General features: G+C 62.9%; 17 protein-coding genes. 15 read left to right on the forward strand and 2 right to left on the reverse strand.

All coding sequences use genetic code 11. The annotated features are described in order from the left end of the window. Positions 1 to 60: 60 nt before the first annotated feature. The 6 genes from AC1D0N_RS25210 to gndA all read left to right on the forward strand — a co-directional run bounded on the left by AC1D0N_RS25210 (position 61) and on the right by gndA (position 5,983). Positions 61 to 999, forward strand: a complete 939-nt coding sequence (locus AC1D0N_RS25210) for a GntR family transcriptional regulator (protein WP_477248683.1) — start codon at positions 61 to 63, stop codon at positions 997 to 999. 92 nt (positions 1,000 to 1,091) lie between these two features. Further along, positions 1,092 to 1,448, forward strand: a complete 357-nt coding sequence (locus AC1D0N_RS25215; RefSeq protein WP_477248684.1) for a DUF2946 family protein — start codon at positions 1,092 to 1,094, stop codon at positions 1,446 to 1,448. 101 nt (positions 1,449 to 1,549) lie between these two features. Then, on the forward strand, positions 1,550 to 2,068 hold the full coding sequence (locus AC1D0N_RS25220; RefSeq protein ID WP_477248685.1) for a copper chaperone PCu(A)C: 519 nt from the start codon (positions 1,550 to 1,552) through the stop codon (positions 2,066 to 2,068). A 39-nt stretch (positions 2,069 to 2,107) separates the two neighbouring features. Next, positions 2,108 to 2,626 carry a YcnI family copper-binding membrane protein gene (locus tag AC1D0N_RS25225; protein ID WP_477248686.1) on the forward strand — a complete coding sequence of 173 codons (519 nt, stop codon included), beginning with the start codon at positions 2,108 to 2,110 and terminating at the stop codon, positions 2,624 to 2,626. Positions 2,627 to 2,679: 53 nt separating this feature from the next. Further along, complete coding sequence (locus AC1D0N_RS25230) at positions 2,680 to 4,320, forward strand: copper resistance CopC/CopD family protein (protein WP_477248687.1); 1,641 nt, start codon at positions 2,680 to 2,682, stop codon at positions 4,318 to 4,320. A gap of 235 nt (positions 4,321 to 4,555) precedes the next feature. Then, the gene (gene gndA, locus AC1D0N_RS25235) at positions 4,556 to 5,983 is read left to right on the forward strand and encodes an NADP-dependent phosphogluconate dehydrogenase (RefSeq protein WP_477248688.1); all 1,428 of its coding nucleotides are present in this window, start codon (positions 4,556 to 4,558) and stop codon (positions 5,981 to 5,983) included. A 10-nt stretch (positions 5,984 to 5,993) separates the two neighbouring features. On the opposite strand, the gene AC1D0N_RS25240 is transcribed toward gndA, so the two are convergent. Continuing rightward, complete coding sequence (locus AC1D0N_RS25240) at positions 5,994 to 7,046, reverse strand: LacI family transcriptional regulator (protein WP_477248689.1); 1,053 nt, start codon at positions 7,044 to 7,046, stop codon at positions 5,994 to 5,996. A gap of 409 nt (positions 7,047 to 7,455) precedes the next feature. On the opposite strand from AC1D0N_RS25240, the gene AC1D0N_RS25245 reads away from it, so the two are divergent. The 7 genes from AC1D0N_RS25245 to mgrA all read left to right on the forward strand — a co-directional run bounded on the left by AC1D0N_RS25245 (position 7,456) and on the right by mgrA (position 14,946). After that, positions 7,456 to 8,712: an ABC transporter substrate-binding protein gene (locus AC1D0N_RS25245; RefSeq protein WP_477248690.1), complete on the forward strand. Its 1,257-nt coding sequence runs from the start codon at positions 7,456 to 7,458 to the stop codon at positions 8,710 to 8,712. Positions 8,713 to 8,890: 178 nt separating this feature from the next. Then, positions 8,891 to 9,781 carry a carbohydrate ABC transporter permease gene (locus AC1D0N_RS25250; protein ID WP_477248691.1) on the forward strand — a complete coding sequence of 297 codons (891 nt, stop codon included), beginning with the start codon at positions 8,891 to 8,893 and terminating at the stop codon, positions 9,779 to 9,781. Then, entirely contained in the window at positions 9,778 to 10,713 is a 936-nt protein-coding gene (locus AC1D0N_RS25255; RefSeq protein ID WP_477248692.1) for a carbohydrate ABC transporter permease, read from the forward strand. Before AC1D0N_RS25250 ends, AC1D0N_RS25255 begins: the two co-directional genes overlap by 4 nt. A 5-nt stretch (positions 10,714 to 10,718) precedes the next feature. Beyond that, positions 10,719 to 11,819: an ABC transporter ATP-binding protein gene (locus AC1D0N_RS25260; RefSeq protein WP_477248693.1), complete on the forward strand. Its 1,101-nt coding sequence runs from the start codon at positions 10,719 to 10,721 to the stop codon at positions 11,817 to 11,819. Positions 11,820 to 11,857: 38 nt separating this feature from the next. Continuing rightward, positions 11,858 to 12,604 (forward strand): sugar phosphate isomerase/epimerase family protein, encoded by a 747-nt coding sequence (locus AC1D0N_RS25265; protein WP_477248694.1) that lies wholly within the window; start codon positions 11,858 to 11,860, stop codon positions 12,602 to 12,604. An 11-nt stretch (positions 12,605 to 12,615) separates the two neighbouring features. Further along, positions 12,616 to 13,758: a Gfo/Idh/MocA family protein gene (locus AC1D0N_RS25270; RefSeq protein ID WP_477248695.1), complete on the forward strand. Its 1,143-nt coding sequence runs from the start codon at positions 12,616 to 12,618 to the stop codon at positions 13,756 to 13,758. A 141-nt stretch (positions 13,759 to 13,899) separates the two neighbouring features. Next, positions 13,900 to 14,946: an L-glyceraldehyde 3-phosphate reductase gene (mgrA, locus tag AC1D0N_RS25275; RefSeq protein WP_477248696.1), complete on the forward strand. Its 1,047-nt coding sequence runs from the start codon at positions 13,900 to 13,902 to the stop codon at positions 14,944 to 14,946. Positions 14,947 to 15,014: 68 nt separating this feature from the next. Here the strand turns inward: mgrA and AC1D0N_RS25280 are convergent, their stop codons facing one another. Then, a complete protein-coding gene (locus AC1D0N_RS25280) occupies positions 15,015 to 16,103 on the reverse strand; it encodes a S1 family serine peptidase (protein WP_477248697.1) in 1,089 nt (362 codons plus the stop codon). A 394-nt stretch (positions 16,104 to 16,497) separates the two neighbouring features. Between AC1D0N_RS25280 and AC1D0N_RS25285 the strand changes: the two genes are divergently transcribed. After that, the gene (locus AC1D0N_RS25285; protein ID WP_477248698.1) at positions 16,498 to 17,580 is read left to right on the forward strand and encodes a trypsin-like serine peptidase; all 1,083 of its coding nucleotides are present in this window, start codon (positions 16,498 to 16,500) and stop codon (positions 17,578 to 17,580) included. Positions 17,581 to 17,769: 189 nt separating this feature from the next. Further along, positions 17,770 to 19,575, forward strand: a complete 1,806-nt coding sequence (locus AC1D0N_RS25290; protein ID WP_477248699.1) for an MORN repeat-containing protein — start codon at positions 17,770 to 17,772, stop codon at positions 19,573 to 19,575. Positions 19,576 to 19,609: the final 34 nt, after the last annotated feature.

A 19,609-nucleotide genomic window follows, 5' to 3' on the forward strand; every position in this document is an offset into this window, starting at 1 on the left:
AATGTCTGTCATATCGCGCTTCAAGCTGGCCGCAAGCGCCGGCGCGCAACGGGGCAGGGGATGTCGAAGAGCAACAACGTCTACAAAGACGCCTACAACCGCTGCCTGCGGCTACTCGATGAAACGAAGAGCCTGCCGTCGGAGCCGGAGCTGGGCACGCTGCTTGGGGTCAGCCGCACGACGGTGCGCACCATCCTGGCGCGCATGGAAGAGACCCGGCTGATTGCCTGGAACAAGCGCGCCAAGACGGTTTTGCGCGAGCCGCGGCCGGACGACTTTTTCCCCGAGGAAGAGACCGACACGCTGGCGCAGATCATCGAGCGCTCCTTCATGCGGCGGCTGCTGGCCGGCGGCGCCGAGGCCGGCATGCAGATCAACGAGCTCGAACTGGCGCGCGAGATCGGCGTCGGCACCACCAGCGTGCGCGAGTTCCTGATCCGTTTTTCCCGCTTCGGCCTGATCGAGAAGCGGCGCAACAGCCACTGGGTGCTGAAGGGCTTTACCCGCGCTTTCGCACTGGAGCTGACTGAAATCCGTGAGATGTTCGAACTGCGCTCGGCCGCCGCCTTTGCTGCCCTGCCGGAAGACAGCCCGGTCTGGGCCGACCTCGACCGGCTTGAAGACGAGCATCGGCTGCTGGCGCGCGAGATCGCCACCCGCTTCAACGAATTCTCGGAGTTGGACGAGCGCTTTCACCGGCTGATCCACCGCGCATCGCTCAACCGCTTCATCGTCGATTTCTACGATGTGATCGCGATGATCTTCCACTACCATTATCAGTGGAACAAGGCGCAGGAGCGCGAGCGCAACGAAGTGGCTGTCGCCGAGCACCTGGCCTATATCGCGGCGCTGAAATCGCGCGATCTCGGCAAGGTCGACGCTGCCTGCCGCAAACACCTGAAATCGGCGCGCCACACGCTGTTAACCTCGATCCCCGAAACCGGCGGCCGCAGTGTTAGTGTTGGTGTTGGTGATCGCGCCGCGTTGCCGCAGCCGTGATTTGGCGATTTTCCGGCCGTTGATCGCGTGCTAGGTATCTGCGCTGTTGCGTGGAGAGGCAGTTTTTGAACATCCGGCGGAGACGATGGAGCATGCTGGCCGCGTTCGCCGCGGCCTATCTGCTGCTGCTCCAGTCGATGCTTGGCGCCTTCGCCTTCGGCGTCGGCCGGGATGCTTCGCAACTCGACGCCTTCGGCAACGTCATCTGCACCCATGAGGGCGCGGCCCAGATTCCCGGTGGCGATCCGCACCAGCAACACATGCCGGCGTGCTGCATGCTCGGCTGCAGCAAGGTGTCGGTTGCCTATGCGCCGCCGCCCGCTGCCGGTACAGTGTCCGCCAGCCTTTCCTTCGAAGCCGTCGCCTTTGCGGTCCCTGCATTCCGGCATCTCGACTTTGCCCGCGACCGCTCGCCGTCGAACCCGCGCGCACCGCCGGCGACGGCGTAAACCGTTCGCCTCGCGGAACTTTTCGCAGGCGCATTCATCCAACATCAAAACTGTTCGCGGCCGGCAATGGCGCGATCTCTCAATTCATCCATGGAGCCATCATGTCTCACCCTTTCCGCTCGCGGTTGCTACGCCGCTTTGAAGAGCGCCTCGGCATTGCCGTTTTTGTTCTCGCCCTGTTGTTCGCCAGCGGCCAATCCGTCTTCGCGCATGAGTTCAAGGTCGGCGATATCGAGATCGGGCACCCCTGGTCGCGCGCCACGCCGGCCGGCGCCAAAGTGGCCGGCGGCTATTTGACCATCACCAACACCGGCAGTTCGCCGGACCGCCTGCTGTCGATCTCGTCGGACATTTCGGCCAAGGCCGAGCTGCATGAGATGGGCGTGAAGGACGGTGTCATGACCATGCGGCCAGTCGCCGATGGTCTCGAAATTCCAGCCGGCGGCAAGGTTACGCTCGGGCCGGGGAGCTATCATGTGATGTTCATGGATTTGAAGCAGCCGCCCAGGGAAGGCGAGATGTTTGCGGCAACGCTGACCTTCGAGAAGGCTGGGGCGGTGACGGTCGAATTCGCCGTGCAAGCCATCGGCAGCCCGCCGCCGCAAGAAGACAACGACTGACCAATCATTTTGCCAACCAAGTTTTCAAATGAGACCATCATGACCAGACATTTTTTGTCCGCCGGCGCGTTTCTCTTCCTCGGTACAAGCGCGGCCTTCTCTCACATCACGCTCGAAACCCAGGAGGCGCCGGTCGGCTCGACCTACAAGGCAATCCTGCGTGTGCCGCACGGCTGCGACGGCAAGGCAACGACCGCCGTGCGCGTGCAGATCCCGGAAGGGGTGATTGGGGTGAAGCCGATGCCCAAGCCCGGCTGGACGCTTCAGACCAAGAAGGGCAAGTACGACAAGTCCTACCAGCTTTACGGCCAGGCGGTGACCGATGGCGTCAAGGAAGTCGACTGGAGCGGCGGCAGCCTGCCGGACGAATTCTACGACGAGTTCGTCTTCCGCGGCACGCTGGCGGCCGACTTGCCGGCCGGGCAAAAACTCGATTTTCCAGTGGTGCAGGAATGCGACGGCGCCACCACGCGTTGGATAGAGATTCCAGCGGCTGGTCAGGATGAGGATGCGCTGGAAGATCCGGCGCCCGGCCTCAAGCTGCTGCCGAAGAAGTGATGCACTGGCGGCGCGCTGTTTCGAAGCGGCGCGCCGCCGTTTTGGTGGATGGCATGAACGTAGCCTATTTCCAGCGGATGGAACTGACAGCCGGCAGATGCGTCAGCCGGCTGGCTTTCGGCTTGCTCGCGGCGCTCGTGCTGTTGGCCGCCATTGCTTTGCCGGATCGTGCTTTCGCCCATGCGGCGCTTATCAAGGCCGATCCGGCTGACGGCGCGGTGCTGGCACAGAGCCCAACGCAGTTCTCGCTGACCTTCAGCGAGCCGGTGTCGCCGCTGGTGCTGACCTTGATCCGGCCTGACGGCACAGCGGTTCCGCTGACAACCTTCCGCCTCAGCTACCAGACCGTCGCCATCGACAATCCGCAGGTGCTGAAGTCCGGCACGCATGTGCTGAGCTGGCGGGTGATTTCCGCCGACGGCCATCCGGTCGGCGGCTCGCTGCTGTTTTCCCTCGGCGCACCCAGCGAAGCGCCGGCTGTCGCCGAGCCCATCGACTGGGGGCTGAGGGCGGCAATCTGGATCGGCAAGGTTTTTCTCTACATAGGTCTGTTCCTCGGCGTCGGTGGCGCCTTTGCGCTGGCCTGGCTGGCGCAAGGCGGGCGCTCCGGGCAGCGTTTTGTCATCGCCGCAATCCTTTGCGGACTGGCTGCAGCGTCGCTGTCGCTTGGCTTGCAGGGGCTAGATGCGCTCGGTGCGCCGTTCGCCCGGTTGGCGCAGCCGATTATCTGGCACACCGCGCTCGCCACCAGTTTTGGCTGGACGGTGCTGATCGCATTGATGGCGCTCGGGCTCGGCCTGCTGTCGCTGGTCGTGCCGCGCGCCGATGCAAAACCGTTTGCCCTTGCCGGACTGGCCTGTGTCGGTGCTGCCCTTGCCGCCAGCGGGCATGCCAGTGCCGCCGAGCCGCAATGGCTGACCAGGCCGATGGTGGCCTTGCACGGCGCCGGCGTCGCTTTCTGGGCCGGAGCACTGCTGCCGCTCGGTCTTGCCCTGCGGCAGCAGCCTGCCGAGGCCGGGCCGTTCCTGCGCCGGTTCTCGCGCGCGATTCCCTATATCGTGGCGGTGCTTGCGGCAGCCGGCATCGTGCTGGCCGTCATCCAGGTGCAGACGCCAGCGGCGTTGGTCGATACCGCCTATGGGGAGTTGCTGCTGATAAAGCTGGCGCTGTTGCTTTTTCTGTTCACGCTCGCCGCCGTTAATCGCTGGCGGCTCACGGCGCCGGCGGAAGCGGGCGAGACCGAAGTGCAGCGAAGGCTGGTCCGCTCGATCGGCATCGAGGTGCTGATTGTGCTGGCCATCTTCGGCGTTGCCGCCGGTTGGCGCTTCACGCCGCCGCCGCGCGCGCTGGCAATCGCCGCGGCACAGCCGGCGTCGATCCACATCCACACGCTGCAGGCAATGGCAGACCTCGACATTACCCCCGGCCATACCGGGCCGGTCACCGCTTCGATCGTCATCATGACCGGCGATTTCGGCCCGCTCGACGCCAAGCAGGTGACTTTAGTGCTGTCAAAGCCTGATTCCGGCATCGAGCCGATCAAGCGTCCGGCGACCAAGCCCGGCGATGGCACCTGGCGCGTCGACGATCTCGTCATCCCGGTTCCCGGCCGCTGGACGGCGCGGATCGATATCCTGGTCTCGGACTTCGACATGGTGAAGATCGAGGCGCCGATCGACATCCGCGCCGAGTGATATTCAGGTGATGCCGGCCTGCGAACGGCAGTCTTCTGCGCTTCCGGTGCTCACGTACCCAAAAGTACGCTCCGCTCCGGTTCTCGAAGACCACCATTCTCGGCTCGGCCTGACCTGAATCTCACACGCCGTGGCCGCAACACAATTCGGCGAGGCGGTTGACGCGGCGCGAAAGGCCCGTCAATCATCCCGGCAAAACGCGGCCTCAACAAAATCCGAAAGCAGGGAAGAAACGATGGAAAAAGCCGAAATCGGCCTGATCGGCCTTGGCACGATGGGCTCCAACCTGGCGCTCAACATCGCCGAGCACGGGCACCGCATCGCCGTCTTCAACCGCACCAGGGCGCGCACCGACGCCTTTGTCGAGAATGCCGGCGCGCTGAAGAACATGGTTGTGCCTTGCTACAGCCTGGAGGAGCTCGCCGCCGCGATCCGGCCGCCGCGTCCGATCATCATCATGGTGCTGGCCGGCAAGCCGGTCGATGAGCAGATCGCGGCTTTGCGCGGCGTGCTGTCGGCCAACGACATCGTCATCGATGCCGGCAATGCCAATTTCCGTGATACGATGCGCCGTTTTTCCGAACTGTCCGGCTCCGGCCTCACCTTCATCGGCATGGGCGTGTCCGGCGGCGAGGAAGGTGCGCGCCATGGGCCGTCGATCATGGTCGGCGGCACCGAAGACTCTTGGAAGCGGGTTGAAAGCGTCCTGACTGCGATCTCGGCAAAATTCAAGGACGAGCCCTGTGCTGCCTGGCTCGGCACCGACGGCGCCGGGCATTTCGTCAAGACCATCCACAACGGCATCGAATATGCCGACATGCAGATGATCGCCGAGATCTACGGCATTCTGCGCGACGGGCTCGGCATGGGGCCGAAGGAGATCGGCACCGTGTTTTCCGATTGGAACAAGGGCCGACTCAACTCCTATTTGATCGAGATCACCGCCAAGGTGCTGGCCGCCGACGATCCGAAGACCGGCAAGCCGGTGGTCGACATCATCGTCGATCGTGCCGGCCAGAAAGGCACCGGCAAATGGTCGGTCATCGAGGCGCAGCAGCTCGGCATTCCGGCCACCGCGATCGAGGCTGCGGTTGCCGCACGCGTGTTGTCGTCGATCAAGGACGAGCGGCTGGCCGCCGAAAAGGCCTATGGCAACAGCGGCGTGACCAAGATCTCCGGAGACAAGGCCGCGCTGCTCAAGGATCTGGAGCTGGCGCTGTTTGCCGGCAAGATCGCCGCCTATGCGCAAGGTTTTGCGGTGATGAGCGGCGCGTCGAAGGAATTCAACTGGAACCTGCCGATGCCGACCATCGCCAAGATCTGGCGCGCCGGCTGCATCATCCGCTCGCAAATGCTGGACACCATGGCGGACGCCTTCAGCACCGGCGGCGCTGCCACCAATCTTTTGATGGCGCCGGCCTTTATCTCGTTGATGCAGGAGGCGCACCCGTCGCTGCGTCGTATCGTGGCAAGGGCGTCCGAGGTTGGCGCGCCAGTGCCGGCGCTGTCATCGGCGCTCGCTTATTTCGACAGCTATCGCCAGGGCCGCGGCACCTCGAACCTGATCCAGGCGCAGCGCGATTTCTTCGGTGCGCATGGTTTTGAGCGTATCGATGGTCCAGGCGCGTTCCACGGCCCGTGGGGAAGTGGCGCGGCTGGCTGACGAGCGCCTTCTAATCGACGGAACGGCTGGAGGCCAGAACCTCGCTCGGCACGCTCAGGCTTTGCAAGGCGCCGGGTTCTGCGCCGCCGATCCAGCCAAGCACGGAGCGGGCGAGTTCGGCGCCGGCCAGGCGAAAATTCTCGTTGACGACCAGAAGTTCCGGGCGAAACAGATGCAGCAGGTCCGACGACTGCTTGGACACCACGTCGACGTCGCGGCCGAGCTTGAGGCCGGCATCCTCGATGCCGGCGACTATGGCCAGCGTCGCGGCGGCAGCGCTGCTGACGAAACCGTCCGGTCTGATATCGCGACGCATGATTTGGGCGGTTCTCATTCTGATCTGCTCGATCGAATGGTCGATTGAAACGGTGTTGAAGGCGATTTCGCTGGCGCCGACCTCGCTCAGCGCATCGGTAAAGCCGTTCAGCGTATGACCGTGGTAGGTCAGCCCAACCGGCGGTGCCAGCAAAGCCAGCCTGCGCCGGCCGATGCCGGCGAGATGGCGCACCGCCTCGGCCGCAAAAGCGTAATTGTCGAAATCATGATAGGGATGGTTCAATCCCATATCGGTGCGGCCGTGCGTAGCGAAGGGAACGCCGCGCTCCAGCAGGTAACGGGCTCTCGGATCGTTCGGCTGGGTGCGTGAAATGATGATGCCGTCGGCGGAACCGGTTTCCACCAGGTAACGTATGGGATCCAGCGGATCCTGCGAGCGCGAATAGGGTGTGACGATCAGGTGGTAGGGCGTATCGGCGATGACTTCCGAGACGCCATAGATGATGTCGGAGACGAAACTCATGATCTCCCGCTCGGTGTTGAGCACGAGGCTGATGACGTTGGTCTTGCCGGTCCGCAGGCGCACGCCGGCACGGTTCGGGCGATAGCCGATCTGCCTGGCGACGAGCTGGACGCGCCGCCTGGTCTCGGCGCCGATCTCGGGTGCGTCCTTGAGCGCGCGCGACACTGTTGTGACGCCCAGCCCGGTCATGAAGGCAAGCGTCTTCAACGTCGGCCGCTCTTGCGCCGACGCCTCGTCGTCCTTGCCTGTCTGATCCCTGTCCATCATCCCGCCCCGTCAGGCGCATAGCAGTCGCCGGGGATGCCGGCAATCACCGGCATCGCGGCGCATTACCACTCTCCGCCCGATGGGAGCCTCAATATACTGAAACGTTACAGGTTGCCACTGTCGTTGCTCCAAAGCGATGTCAGGGGCCTCGAAGGCGCTGTGGAAAAGCCGCTGAAAAGCAGCGGAGGCGACGTCTCTACCGGCCTTTTGTCAACTTTCATGCATTGCAGCATGGGTTTTTTGCAGTGCAGTTGCGTATATTGCGATGCAGCAAGGCTCAGCGAGGTCGAGCGAATTTGTTCGCGACTCGAAAAAATATCAAACTGCCTTTGTCCGAGGGGTTGCACACCCGGCGCAATTGCCGTATCGAAAATCTGTAACGTTTCAGATTCTGGGAGGAACCGAAATGCGATATCAAACTATGACTGCTGCGCTGGCAGCGACAGTTGCGCTGCAGTTCGCCGGTCCGGCGGCCGCGACCGATCTGGAAGTGATTCACTGGTGGACGTCGAAGGGCGAGTCGGCGGCGGTCTCGCAGTTCGCAAAAGCCTTCGACAATGACGGCAAGGGCGACCATTGGGTGGACAGCGCCATCGCTCTGGGCGAAACCGCCCGCTCGACCGTCATGCAGCGCGTGCTCGGCAACGATCCGCCCGGTGCCGCGCAGTTCAATCCCGGTCGGCAGTACGAGGAACTGATTTCGGGCGGGAAGCTGCTCGACCTCACGGACGTCGCCACCGCCGGCAAGTGGGCTGATATCATTCGCCCGAAGGCGATCGGCAGCGCCTGCCTCGTCGATGGCCATTGGTGGTGCGTTCCGGTCAACATTCATTCGAACTACTGGGCCTGGTACTCCAAGCCGGTGTTCGAGAAAGCGGGCGTGCCAGAGCCGAAGAGCATGGCCGATTTCATCGCGGCCGCGCCGAAGATCAAGGAGGCGGGCTTCATTCCCTTCGCCATCGGTGGCGACGGAAACGGCTGGCAGATCCAGTTGCTCTTCCAGGACATGGTTACCGAGGCTCTCGGTGTCGCCAAGCGTGACGAGATGTATACCAAGAAGAGCGCCGAGATTGCCGGCGGACCCGAGATGAAGGGCGTCTTCACGCAGTTGAGGGCCCTGAAGCAGTTCACCGACAACGGCTATGCCAACCGCAACTGGAACGACACCACCAATCTGGTGATCACCGGCAAGGCCGGACTTCAGGTGATGGGTGACTGGGCGCGCGGTGAGTTCGCGGCCGCCGGCATGACCGGGGTCAAGGATTTCGGCTGCATGATCGGCCTGAACGAGGCCAAGCCGGTGGTCAGCACCGACGGCGACATCATCCTGTTCTTCAAGCAGGGCAATGCGGATGTCGAGGCTGCGCAGAAGCGTCTTGCAGCACTCCTCATCAGCCCGGAGGTTCAGGTCGCCTTCAACAACGCCAAGGGTTCCATGCCCGTGCGGGCCGATGTCGACATGTCGACGGCCGACCCGTGCATGCAGAAGTCCCTGAAAGCGGTGGAAGACCCGGCCAACATCGTCACTGCGACGAACCGGTTCATCACCGAGAACACCAATCAGCAGATCAATGAGCTCGTCGCGCAGTACTTCGCGGACGACACCATGACGGCTGAAGACGCCACTGCGAAGTTCGCTACCGTCATCGGCAGTTCCGACTAGGAGCCCGATCAATATCCCGAGGCGCCGCCTTTGCGGCGCCTCGGTCGCGCCCCCGACCCCAAGAAGCCTTCCTTCGGCGACGGGCTGACAATCTCAGGACGGGAAGCTGCGGTGGTCCGGAGCCGGTGGTTCGGATAACGCTGACTTTCGCGTCGGTGGAAGCGGAGAAAGACGGACGATGCAGAAGAGCTGGAGGCACAGATTTCACCTGCCCGCCGTCATCGGGACGATCCCGATGATCCTCGTTGCCGTCGGCGTGTTCGTGATCGGCATCGGCTTCTCCGTGCTATGGTCTTTCACCAGTTCGAAGCTCTTCCCCACCTACGATTTCGTCGGTCTGGCGCAGTACAGGCGCCTTTGGGCCGACAACCGCTGGCTGGTCTCGGTCAACAACATCTGGTTCTTCGGCCTGATGTCCATCACCTGCAACATGGTGTTCGGCTACCTGCTCGCCGTTTTCATGGACCAGCGCATCCGCCAGGAGGACCTGTTCCGCTCGATCTTCCTCTATCCGTTCGCCATGTCGCTGATCGTCACCGGACTGGTGTGGCAATGGGTACTCGACCCCAACCTCGGCCTGCAGGAGGCGCTCCGCAACTGGGGCTGGTCAAGCTTCAGCTTCGCCCCGCTGGTCAATGCCGAGACCGCGATATACGCGCTGGTCGTGGCGGGCATCTGGCAGGGTTCGGGCGTGACGATGGCAATCCTGCTTGCCGGCCTGCGCGGCGTTGACGAGGAGATCTGGAAAGCGGCGAAGGTCGACGGCATCCCGACGTGGCGCACGCACCTTTCCATCGTGGCGCCGATGATGAAGGGTGCCTTCGCCACCGCCTTCGTTCTCCAGTGTGTTAGCGTGGTGCGCGTCTACGATTTGGTGATCGCCATGACCGGCGGCGGTCCTGGCATCGCCACGTCCATGCCGGCAGTCTACGTCATCCAGCTCATCACAGTGCGCCAGAACGTCGGCCAAGGCATGGCTGCGGCAACGATGATGCTGCTGCCGGTCCTGATCGTGCTGGCTTTCGGCGGAATTCTCCTATGGCGGCGAAATCGGGAAGTGCGCGTATGACCGCCGGCCAGATCACTGCAGGTCAACCTGTCCTGGAAGCGCCGGATCAGGCTGGCGTGGGGGCCTCCGGGCCGAAACCGCGACGGATATCGGCCGGCCGCATCGGCATCTATGTTTTCCTGGTCGTTGCGGCTCTCTTCTTCCTCATCCCGGTCTACATCATGATCGTCACCTCGCTGAAGGGGATGCCGGAGATCAGGCTCGGACATCTTTTCAACCTTCCGGCCGAGCCGACCTTTCAGTCCTGGGCCGACGCCTGGCTGCATGCCTGCACCGGCCGCGACTGCAACGGCCTCAGCCCAGGCTTCTACAATTCGGTGAAGATCACCCTGCCCAGCGTGGCCATCTCGATCGTCTGCGCGTCGATCAACGGTTACGCGCTGACCTTCTGGCCATACAAGGGCGCCAACTTTCTCTTCGGCTTGCTCGTGTTTGGCGCCTTCGTGCCCTATCAGGTCGTGATCTATCCCTTGATCATCGGACTGAGCTCGGTCGGGCTGTTCGCGTCGCTGCCCGGTATCATCATCGTGCACACGATCTTCGGCATGCCCATCCTGACGCTGCTGTTCCGCAATTTCTACGCGGCAATACCGGTCGAGCTGTTCAAGGCGGCGCGCGTCGACGGGGCGGGTTTCTGGCGCATCTTTTTCTTCATCATGCTGCCGATGTCGGTGCCGATCACGGTCGTCGCCGTCATCCTGCAAGTGACCGGCATCTGGAACGACTTCCTGTTCGGCGTCGTGTTTGCCGGGCGGTCCAACTGGCCGATGACGGTGCAGCTCAACAACATCGTCAACACCACCACCGGCGTGAGGGAGTACAATGTCAACATGGCGGCAACCATCCTGACGGCGGCGGTGCCTCTGATCATCTACTTCGTCTCCGGACGATGGTTCGTGCGCGGCATCGCCGCTGGCGCGGTGAAAGGCTAGTGGATATGGCGCAGAACGGTACCAGCGTTTCGATCGAGGACCTGTCGCTGAATTTCGGCGCGGTGACGGTGCTGCAGGCGCTCAATCTCGATGTCGCCGAAGGCGAGTTCATCGTGCTGCTCGGCCCGTCGGGCTGCGGCAAGTCGACCTTGCTCAACTGCATTGCCGGCCTGCTCGACATTTCGGAAGGCCGCATCTTCATCAAGGGCAAGAACGTCACCTGGGAGGAGCCCAAGGACCGTGGCATCGGCATGGTGTTCCAGTCCTATGCGCTCTATCCGCAGATGACGGTGGAGAAGAACCTCTCCTTCGGGCTGCGGGTTGCCGGCACGCCCAAGGACGAGATTGCCAAACGCATCGCGCGGGCCGCCGAAATCCTGCAGATCGAGCCGCTGCTGCAGCGCAAGCCGGCCGCCCTTTCCGGCGGCCAGCGCCAGCGCGTGGCGATCGGGCGGGCGCTGGTGCGCGATGTCGATGTCTTCCTGTTCGACGAACCGCTGTCCAATCTCGACGCCAAACTTCGTGCCGAACTGCGCGTCGAAATAAAGCTGCTGCATCGCAAGCTGCAGAACACCATGATCTACGTCACCCACGACCAGATCGAGGCGATGACGCTGGCCGACCGGATCGCGGTCATGCGCGGCGGCGTCATCCAGCAGCTCGACGCGCCGCAAACCATCTACAACCGTCCGGTCAACCGCTTCGTCGCCGGCTTTCTCGGCTCGCCGGCGATGAATTTCCTCGACGGGCAGTTGGAGGCCGGCGCCAGCCCGGTGTTCAAGGCCGGCGACGTTTCGGTGCCGCTCGACCATTACAGTTTCGACGACAGCGTCGGCATTCGCACCGGGCCATGCGTGTTCGGCATCAGGCCCGAACACATCGCCTTTGGCGAACCGGCGAGGTCGATGCCCTTCTCCACCGACGCGGCTGTCGAGATCGTCGAACCGATGGGCTCGGACACGCTGGTGTGGACCAAGCTTGGCGGCCACAATTTTTCCTTCCGCGTCGAGGCGGAGCGGATGCTGCGCAACGGTGAGCCGATCCGGATCGGCTTCGATCCGGCTCGCGCCTCGCTGTTCGACGCCGCGACCGGCAACCGTATTTAACACCCAAGACCCCATCCCCCAAGAAACGGACAGAGACGATGAACTGGTCATTCCAACTTTACAGCGCCCGCAATTTCCAGCCTTGGGAAGGCGTGCTCAAGACGCTGGGCGAGCTCGGCTACACGCAGGTCGAGGGGTTCGGCGGCGTCTATGATGACCCGAAGGCGTTCCGCGCCGAACTCGACAAGAACGGTCTCGCCATGCCGACCGGGCATTTTTCGATCGATGCGCTCGAAAAGGACTTTGACGGCGTGCGCATGATTGCCGACGCGCTCGGCGTCACGCTGCTGATCTGTCCTTTTCTGATGCCCGACCAGCGGCCGGCCGATGCTGCCGGCTGGCGCGGTTTTGGCGAACGTCTGGCCAAGGTGGGCGAGACCGCAAAAAAAGCCGGCTACGGCTTTGCCTGGCACAATCATGATTTCGAGTTCAAGAAACTCGCCGACGGCTCGGTGCCGCAGGACCATATCCTGTCTTCCGCACCCGATATCGGCTGGGAGATGGATGTGGCCTGGGTGGTGCGCGGCGGCGTCGATCCACTGCCGTGGATCGAAAAGCATGGCAAGCGCATCAGCGCCGTCCACGTCAAGGACATTGCCAAGCCGGGCGAGGGGCTGGATGAGGACGGCTGGTCGGATGTCGGCCATGGCACGATCGACTGGGCCGGCCTGATCAAGGCGCTGCGCGCCAAGAGCGCTGCCAAATATTATGTCATGGAACAGGACAATCCCAACGACATCGAGCGTTTCGCCCGCCGTTCGATCGCTGCCGCCAAGACCTACTAGGAGCAATCAGCATGGCAAAGAAACTTGGTATAGGCGTCATCGGCTGCGGCAACATCTCGAAGGCGTATTTCTCGCTGGCGCCGCTGTTTCGCGGCATTGAGATGCGCGCCTGCGCCGACATCAACATGGATGCGGCGAAGGCACGGGCGAAGGAATTCAAGCTGCGCGCCGAGACCGTCGAAGGACTGCTCAAGGCCGACGATATCGACATCATCGTCAACCTGACCATTCCGGCGGTGCACTATGAGGTGTCGAAGCAGATCCTCGACGCCGGCAAGCACGTCTATTCGGAAAAGCCGTTCGTGCTGTCGGTCAAGGAAGGGCTCGACCTGAAGGCGCGGGCGGAAAAAAAGGGGCTGCGCGTCGGCTCGGCCCCCGACACTTTCCTCGGCGGCGCGCATCAGCTGGTCCGCGACCTGATCGACACCGGCAAGCTCGGCAAGATCACCAGCGGCACCTGCTACGTGATGAGCCATGGCATGGAACACTGGCACCCCAATCCGGATTTCTTCTTCCAGCCGGGGGCCGGGCCGGTGCTCGATGTCGGACCCTACTACATCACCAATCTGATCCAGCTGATCGGACCGGTGAAGCAGGTCGCGGCCTTCGCTTCGATCCCGGCGAAGGAACGGACGATCTCGTCCAAACCGCGCGCGGGTGAAAAAATCCCTGTGGGCACGCCGACCACCATCCACGGCGTCATGGAGTTCGAGAACGGCGCCGTAGTGACGCTCAATGCCAGCTGGGACGTCTGGGCCCATGGCCACGCACCGATGGAACTCTATGGCGAGGCGGGCACGGTGTTCGTTCCCGATCCGAATTTCTTCGGCGGCGACGTGCGCTTCACCGAGGCTGCCAAGCCGGTCAAGAAACTGCCGAAATGGAAGCATCCGTTTGGTGTGCCCAATGAGATGCATGGACAAGGCATGATGGCCAACTACCGCACATCAGGTCTCGCCGATATGGCGCAGGCGATCGCCGAGGGCCGGCCGCATCGCTGTTCGATGGAGCTGGCGCTGCATGCCGTTGAGGTGATGACCGGCCTGTTGCGCTCAGGCGAGACGGGCAAGTTCGTAGCCATGCAGACCACCTGCGAGCGGCCGGCCGCCCTTGGCGTCAAGGATGCTGAAGGGCTGCTGGCGAAGAAAAAGTAGCCGCGGCGATTATCGATAATTTTTGACGATACCCCTCTCCCCGTTCTGTTGGGGAGAGGGTAAAGGGTGAGGGGCAGGGTCGACTCGCCGCACTGTCGCGGTGACAGTTGTCGGCCCGTTTCGATTTCTAGAGGAATCCCCATGCCCTACATCCCCGCCGAAAACCGCTACGAGAAAATGATCTACAATCGCTGTGGCCGCTCCGGCCTGAAACTGCCGGCGATCTCGCTCGGGCTCTGGCACAATTTCGGCGACGACACGCCGCACAGGACCAAGCAGGCGATCGCGCGCAAGGCTTTCGATCTTGGCATCACCCACTTCGACCTCGCCAACAATTACGGTCCGCCGCCCGGCTCGTCGGAGACGGCCTTCGGCGAGATCCTGCGCACGGACTTTGCCGGTTACCGCGACGAGCTGATCATCTCGACCAAGGCCGGCTACGAAATGTGGGCCGGACCCTATGGCGAATGGGGCAGCCGCAAATATGTGCTGGCCAGCCTCGACCAGAGCCTGAAGCGGATGGGGCTCGACTATGTCGATATCTTCTATTCGCACCGTTTTGATCCCGATACGCCGCTGGAAGAAACGATGGGCGCGCTCGACCATGCCGTGCGCTCGGGCAAGGCGCTCTATGCCGGCATATCGTCCTACAATTCGCAGCGCACGCGTGAGGCCGCCGACATCCTGAAGCAGCTCGGCACGCCTTGCGTCATCCATCAGCCGAGCTATTCGATGCTCAACCGCTGGGTCGAGGAAGACGGTCTGCTCGACACGCTGGAAGGGCTCGGCGTCGGCTCGATCGTGTTCTCGCCGCTGGCGCAAGGCATGCTGACCGACAAATATCTCGGCGGCATTCCGCAGGGCAGCCGCGCCAGCCAGGGCAAGTCGCTGCGTCCCGCCTTCATCAACGACAAGACCATCGCCAACATCCAGGCGCTGAACGCGATCGCCGGCCGCCGCGGCCAGACACTGGCGCAGATGGCGCTGGCCTGGGTGCTGCGCAAGGGCCGGGTGACCTCGGCGCTGATCGGCGCCAGCCGGCCGGAACAGGTCGAGGACTGTGTCGGGGCGCTGAAGGCGATCGAGTTCAGCGATGCCGAGTTCGCCGAGATCGACACCTACGCGCGCGAGTCCGACATCAATCTGTGGGCGGCTTCGGCGGAGCGCAAAGGTCCGCCGAGGAAGTAATCCGCCGGCAAATTATCGATCAATGCGACGGCGGGGTTTTCCCGCCGTCTGTGTTTCAAGCCTGGTTCTCAGGGCTTCTTGGCGGTGCCGAGGCCGGGCTTGGGCGCTGCGGGTGGCGGAGCCGGCGTCTTCATTTTTTCCTCGATCCAGCCGGTGTAGTTGGCCAGCCGCGTGTAGATGCCGTAGGCGTTCTTGTGGCCGCAGGCGGCGGTGCCGTCCGACGGACCCTCGCCCCAGCTGACGATGCCAACCTGAACCGGGCCGTCGGCGCCGGTGACGAACAGCGGCCCGCCGCTGTCGCCGTTGCAGGCATCGCGCTCGCCGCTGGCTGTGCCGGCGCAGATCATGTTGTTGGTCAACGGATCGGACATGTCGGCAGCAATGGCGTTGGCGGCGGCGTCGACGCCCTTTTCCGAATAGCGCATGCGATGGGAGAGATCGTCGAGTGCCGCCTTCAAGTCACGCGCATAGATGTCCTTGATGCCGCTGTTGCAGACGGCATTCGGCTCGAGATCGAGATCGGCCACCATCAGTGCCGTGGGGAACGTTCCGTCCTGCATCTTGCCCCAGCCGATGACCGTCGTCTTGCCGGTGTCGGGCGTGGCGTCATGGGTGATCTTGATGGTCGGCGCGTCGGCCGGTTCGGCCAGCCGCAGCAGGCCAAGGTCGTTGTCCAACGTCTGCTCGCTGTAGCCCTCGTTGACGATGACCTCCGCCACCTTGTAGCGCTTGCCCTCGGTCAGATCGGTGGCGCCGGTCAGTACGGTGACCACATCCGGCGAGATCGGCCGGCCCTTGTCGTTGAGGCAGTGGGCCGCCGTCAGCACCCATTGCGGCGCGATCAGGCTGCCGCCGCAGAACTGCGCGTTCGGCTGCGAGGCGGGGCTCGGGTCCAGCCTGTCGGTGGTCAGCAGCGCCACCTGGAACGGATAGGCGCCTTTCTCGGCCTGATTGCCGCCGTAGACGCGGTCGGCGCCGTCGGGGTTCTCAGCCAGGGCCTTTGCCCTGGCGTCCGCCACGCGTTTCATCGGCGAGACCGCCGCTTCCGGCCTGATGGCGTCGTCGGCCGCACGGGTTGCGTTGACGACCGGAAAGATGGCCGCGACGCCAAGCAACATTGCTGCTGCGATCGGCCTGGACCGATGGACTATTTTCACCTGGACCTCCTGAGACGAACGTTCCCGAACAAGCCAGCCCGGCACATGATCGGCTGCGGTGGACCGGCGGCCGAACCATGCACCAAAACAGATCGGTGCGCGAACGGTCATAAAACCGACTGCCACTTTTGCTAATCGTGCCCGCGAGCAGAACCCGCTCAAAACCCTATAGCCCCCCACGGGCTACGTGGAAGTGATTTGTCATTGCCAATGTTGGATTATTTTAGGCACTATGTCGTCGCGGCGGTTTTTGGCGGGGGCCTTGAACCGGCGGCTCTGAGCAACAATCCGGTACAGTTGCGATTAACCAATATCATTTTTCGGCGCCACCACGATCTCGACAATATTTCTCTATTTTGATCCACTCCTTGCTGACTTTTGGGAGAGTCTCACCATGACAAAACTGACAAACACCATCCTAGTATCCGCATTGCTTTCCACTGCAATGTGGGCGCTGCCCGCCTTCGCCGCCGATCCCGGCTCCGCGAATGCCGGCAACGGCGAAAGCATGCGCGATGTCGGGACGGGCGACTACCAGCCTGGCCGGGCGAAGCCGATCGCGCCGCCGAAACTGACGGAAGACGAAGCCAGCCGTGCAGCGCCGCTGACCGACGAGGCAACGGCAGTCAAATCCTACGGCATCGTCGGACATTCCGCCGATGGCAAGGACATCAAGGTCGACGCCAGCGAGACGCTGAGGGACCTTGTCATCAAGGAACTGAATGCGCCGGCCGATGGAAAGAAGTCGGACAATTCCGGGCTGACCGGCGGTGAAGAAGCCGGCCGTCAGGTCTTCGGAACGGACGACCGCGAGCAGATCAAGAACACCAAGACCTACCCGTTCACCGCGATCGGGTATCTCGAAGGCAAATCGAAGAGCGGCAGCTATGGCAGCTGCTCGGCGACGCTGATCGGCCCGCGCACGGTGCTCACCGCCGCGCACTGCCTCTACAGCCACGAAGACAAGGCCTGGCTCGACGACCTCCTGTTCGTGCCGGCTCTCAATGGCAGCACAGCCGACGACGCACCGTTCGGCGCCTTCACCTATGAAAGCGCCTACATCGTCCAGGGCTTCATCGACAACTACCAGGGTTACTACGGTTCGGTTATCCCGTGGGATCTCGGCATCGTCACGCTGAAGCAGGATGTCGGTACCAATCTCGGCTGGCTCGGCTATGCCAACTATGACGATCTTGGTGATTTCACCGCCAACATCGTCGGCTATCCCGGCGACAAGCCGATGGGCACGATGTGGAAGGCGACCTGCGAAGTGCATGCCGAAAACATCGGCCCGGAGTATTTCCAGTACGACTGCGATACCTATCCGGGGTCGAGCGGCAGCTCGGTCTATGCTTATGACAACGGCGCCAAGCAGCGCGTCATCACCGGTGTGAACGTGGCTGAAAGCCCGGATGCCAACACTGCCGTGCGCCTCAGCGCCGTCAATGTGCAGTGGATCAACAGCCTGTACAAATAAACCTGACGGGTGTTCGCGCCTAAAGGCGAGAAACCATCAATCCAGAAAACCGGCGGCGGGGCGTTCCCGCCGCCGGTTTTTTTGTACCGGCGCGGCTCCCTTGCGCCGGCTTGCATCGGCGCTTACGCTCAACGCTCCAAGGGGTTGGGGGTCATGGTGCGGGCAGGGACGATCTCAGCGATCAGGGCGATGACGGCCGCATCGATGCTGGCTGCGCTGACATGTTTTCCAGCTTTGGCCAACCAAGGCGGTACGCCGCAGGCTGGCGCCTGGGCCGAGCGGGTGCAGATCCTCTACCAGAGCGAGACGCGTTCGGTGCTGCGCAAAACAGTGCGCGTGTGGGACTTCCATCCGGAGCTCAATCTCGACTTCGTCTGGGAGCCGGCGGCCGGCCAGTCGCCCGACCGGACGATCGCCGCCGACGGCACCGCCAACGGCAAGGGCAGGCTGGTCTGGCGGGTGCGCGGCTCGGCGAGCTACGACCCCAGGACCGTCTACTCCAGCTACTTCGGCGACATCAAAAACGGCCGGCCCGATGGGCAAGGCCGATTTGAGCTCCGCTCGGGCGAAATTCTCGAGGGTCATTGGGTTGCCGGTGAACTCGATGGCCGCGGCATCCATGTCGATGCCGACGGCAATCGCTATGAGGGCGATTTCGTCGCCGGCGTGCCGAATGGCGCGGGACGTTTGCTGTCGAAGACCGGCGAAATCTTTGCCGGTTCATTTGCCGACGGCCTGAAGAATGGCAAGGGTCGAACCCGTCTGCCGGGCGGCACTGTCTATGAGTCGCAGTGGGTAATGGGCAAGGAGATCGGCGGCTCGCGTCCCGATGTGCTGGCCGACGCCAGGGTGGGCGGACTGCTCAAGGCGCAAGCCGGCGGCGGCGATGCCGACAAGGTCGAGATCGGCGTTGCCGTCGACCTGCGCATGACCCAGCAGTCGGACATGCAGTACCAGCATCTGGTGCGCGACGAGGACATCGCGATCTACCCGAGCTCGGACGAATACAACAACGGCTGGAACGGCACCGGCCAGATCACCACCAGCAATGTCTACGAGGGCATGGACTGGGAGAATGCGCCGGCCTTTGCCGAGGTCGATCTCAAGACGACCGACCGGTCGAAGGTCAAGCTCGCCAGTCTGGAAATGAAGGTCGCCGCCAGCGACGCCTATCGCAAGCCGATGCTGTCGCTGGTCGAGCATTTCGGCTGTGTCGGCTTCCGGCCGGATTTCTCGATCCTCAACAATGGCTGGGGCGAAGCCAAGGACATGAAGATGTCGCTGCAGTTCACCACTGTTGATGAGGAGGACAACCCGACCGGCGAGCCCAGCCGCACGTTCACCAAGGATATCGGCACTGTCGGCGAGGGCGCCGATGTGTCGATCAAGAACGTGCTCGCCGAGGCGGGGGTGGATACGGCGAGCCTCGAAACCGGACGCTTCTCCTGCCAGTCGGCCGATGCCCTCAACGTCTGCCGCAGCCAGCTCACCAACAAGATCAAGTTCGGCGAAGTGGCCGACTATCTCGGCAGCCTCAACCAGGCAATGACAGTCAATGCGATCGGCAAGTTCGACTATTCCTGGTCGGACGATCAAGGCAACGTCACGCAACAGAGTGAGCCGTTTCGCGTATCGATGACCCTGGTCGTGTTCGAGATTCCGGAATCGTTGGCCGAATGCGGCGACGGCGGCGGCGGTACGCCGGAAGCGATGCGCTATCAGAACATCGAATTCCCGATCGGCAAGCACGACTACACCATCCCCATGCCGGTGCGCGGCAACAAGAACCTCAGCGCCTATACGGCGCGGCTGAAGATGTGGTCGTCGATGTCGTCGATCCATCGCTTCAGCATCGCCGCCCACTTCGCCGACGGCAGCATCCGCGAAAGCAAGCCGGTCACCTTCTTCTATTTCCGGCCGAAGGAGGCGCTGTTCCTGACCAAGACCGAACCGGCAGCCTGCTATCTGCCGCGCGAAATGGCCGGCTGCGGCTAGGGTCAGCGGATGCCGGCCTGAACTGAATCTCAAC

Source organism: Mesorhizobium sp. P2_E10, assembly GCF_056404235.1.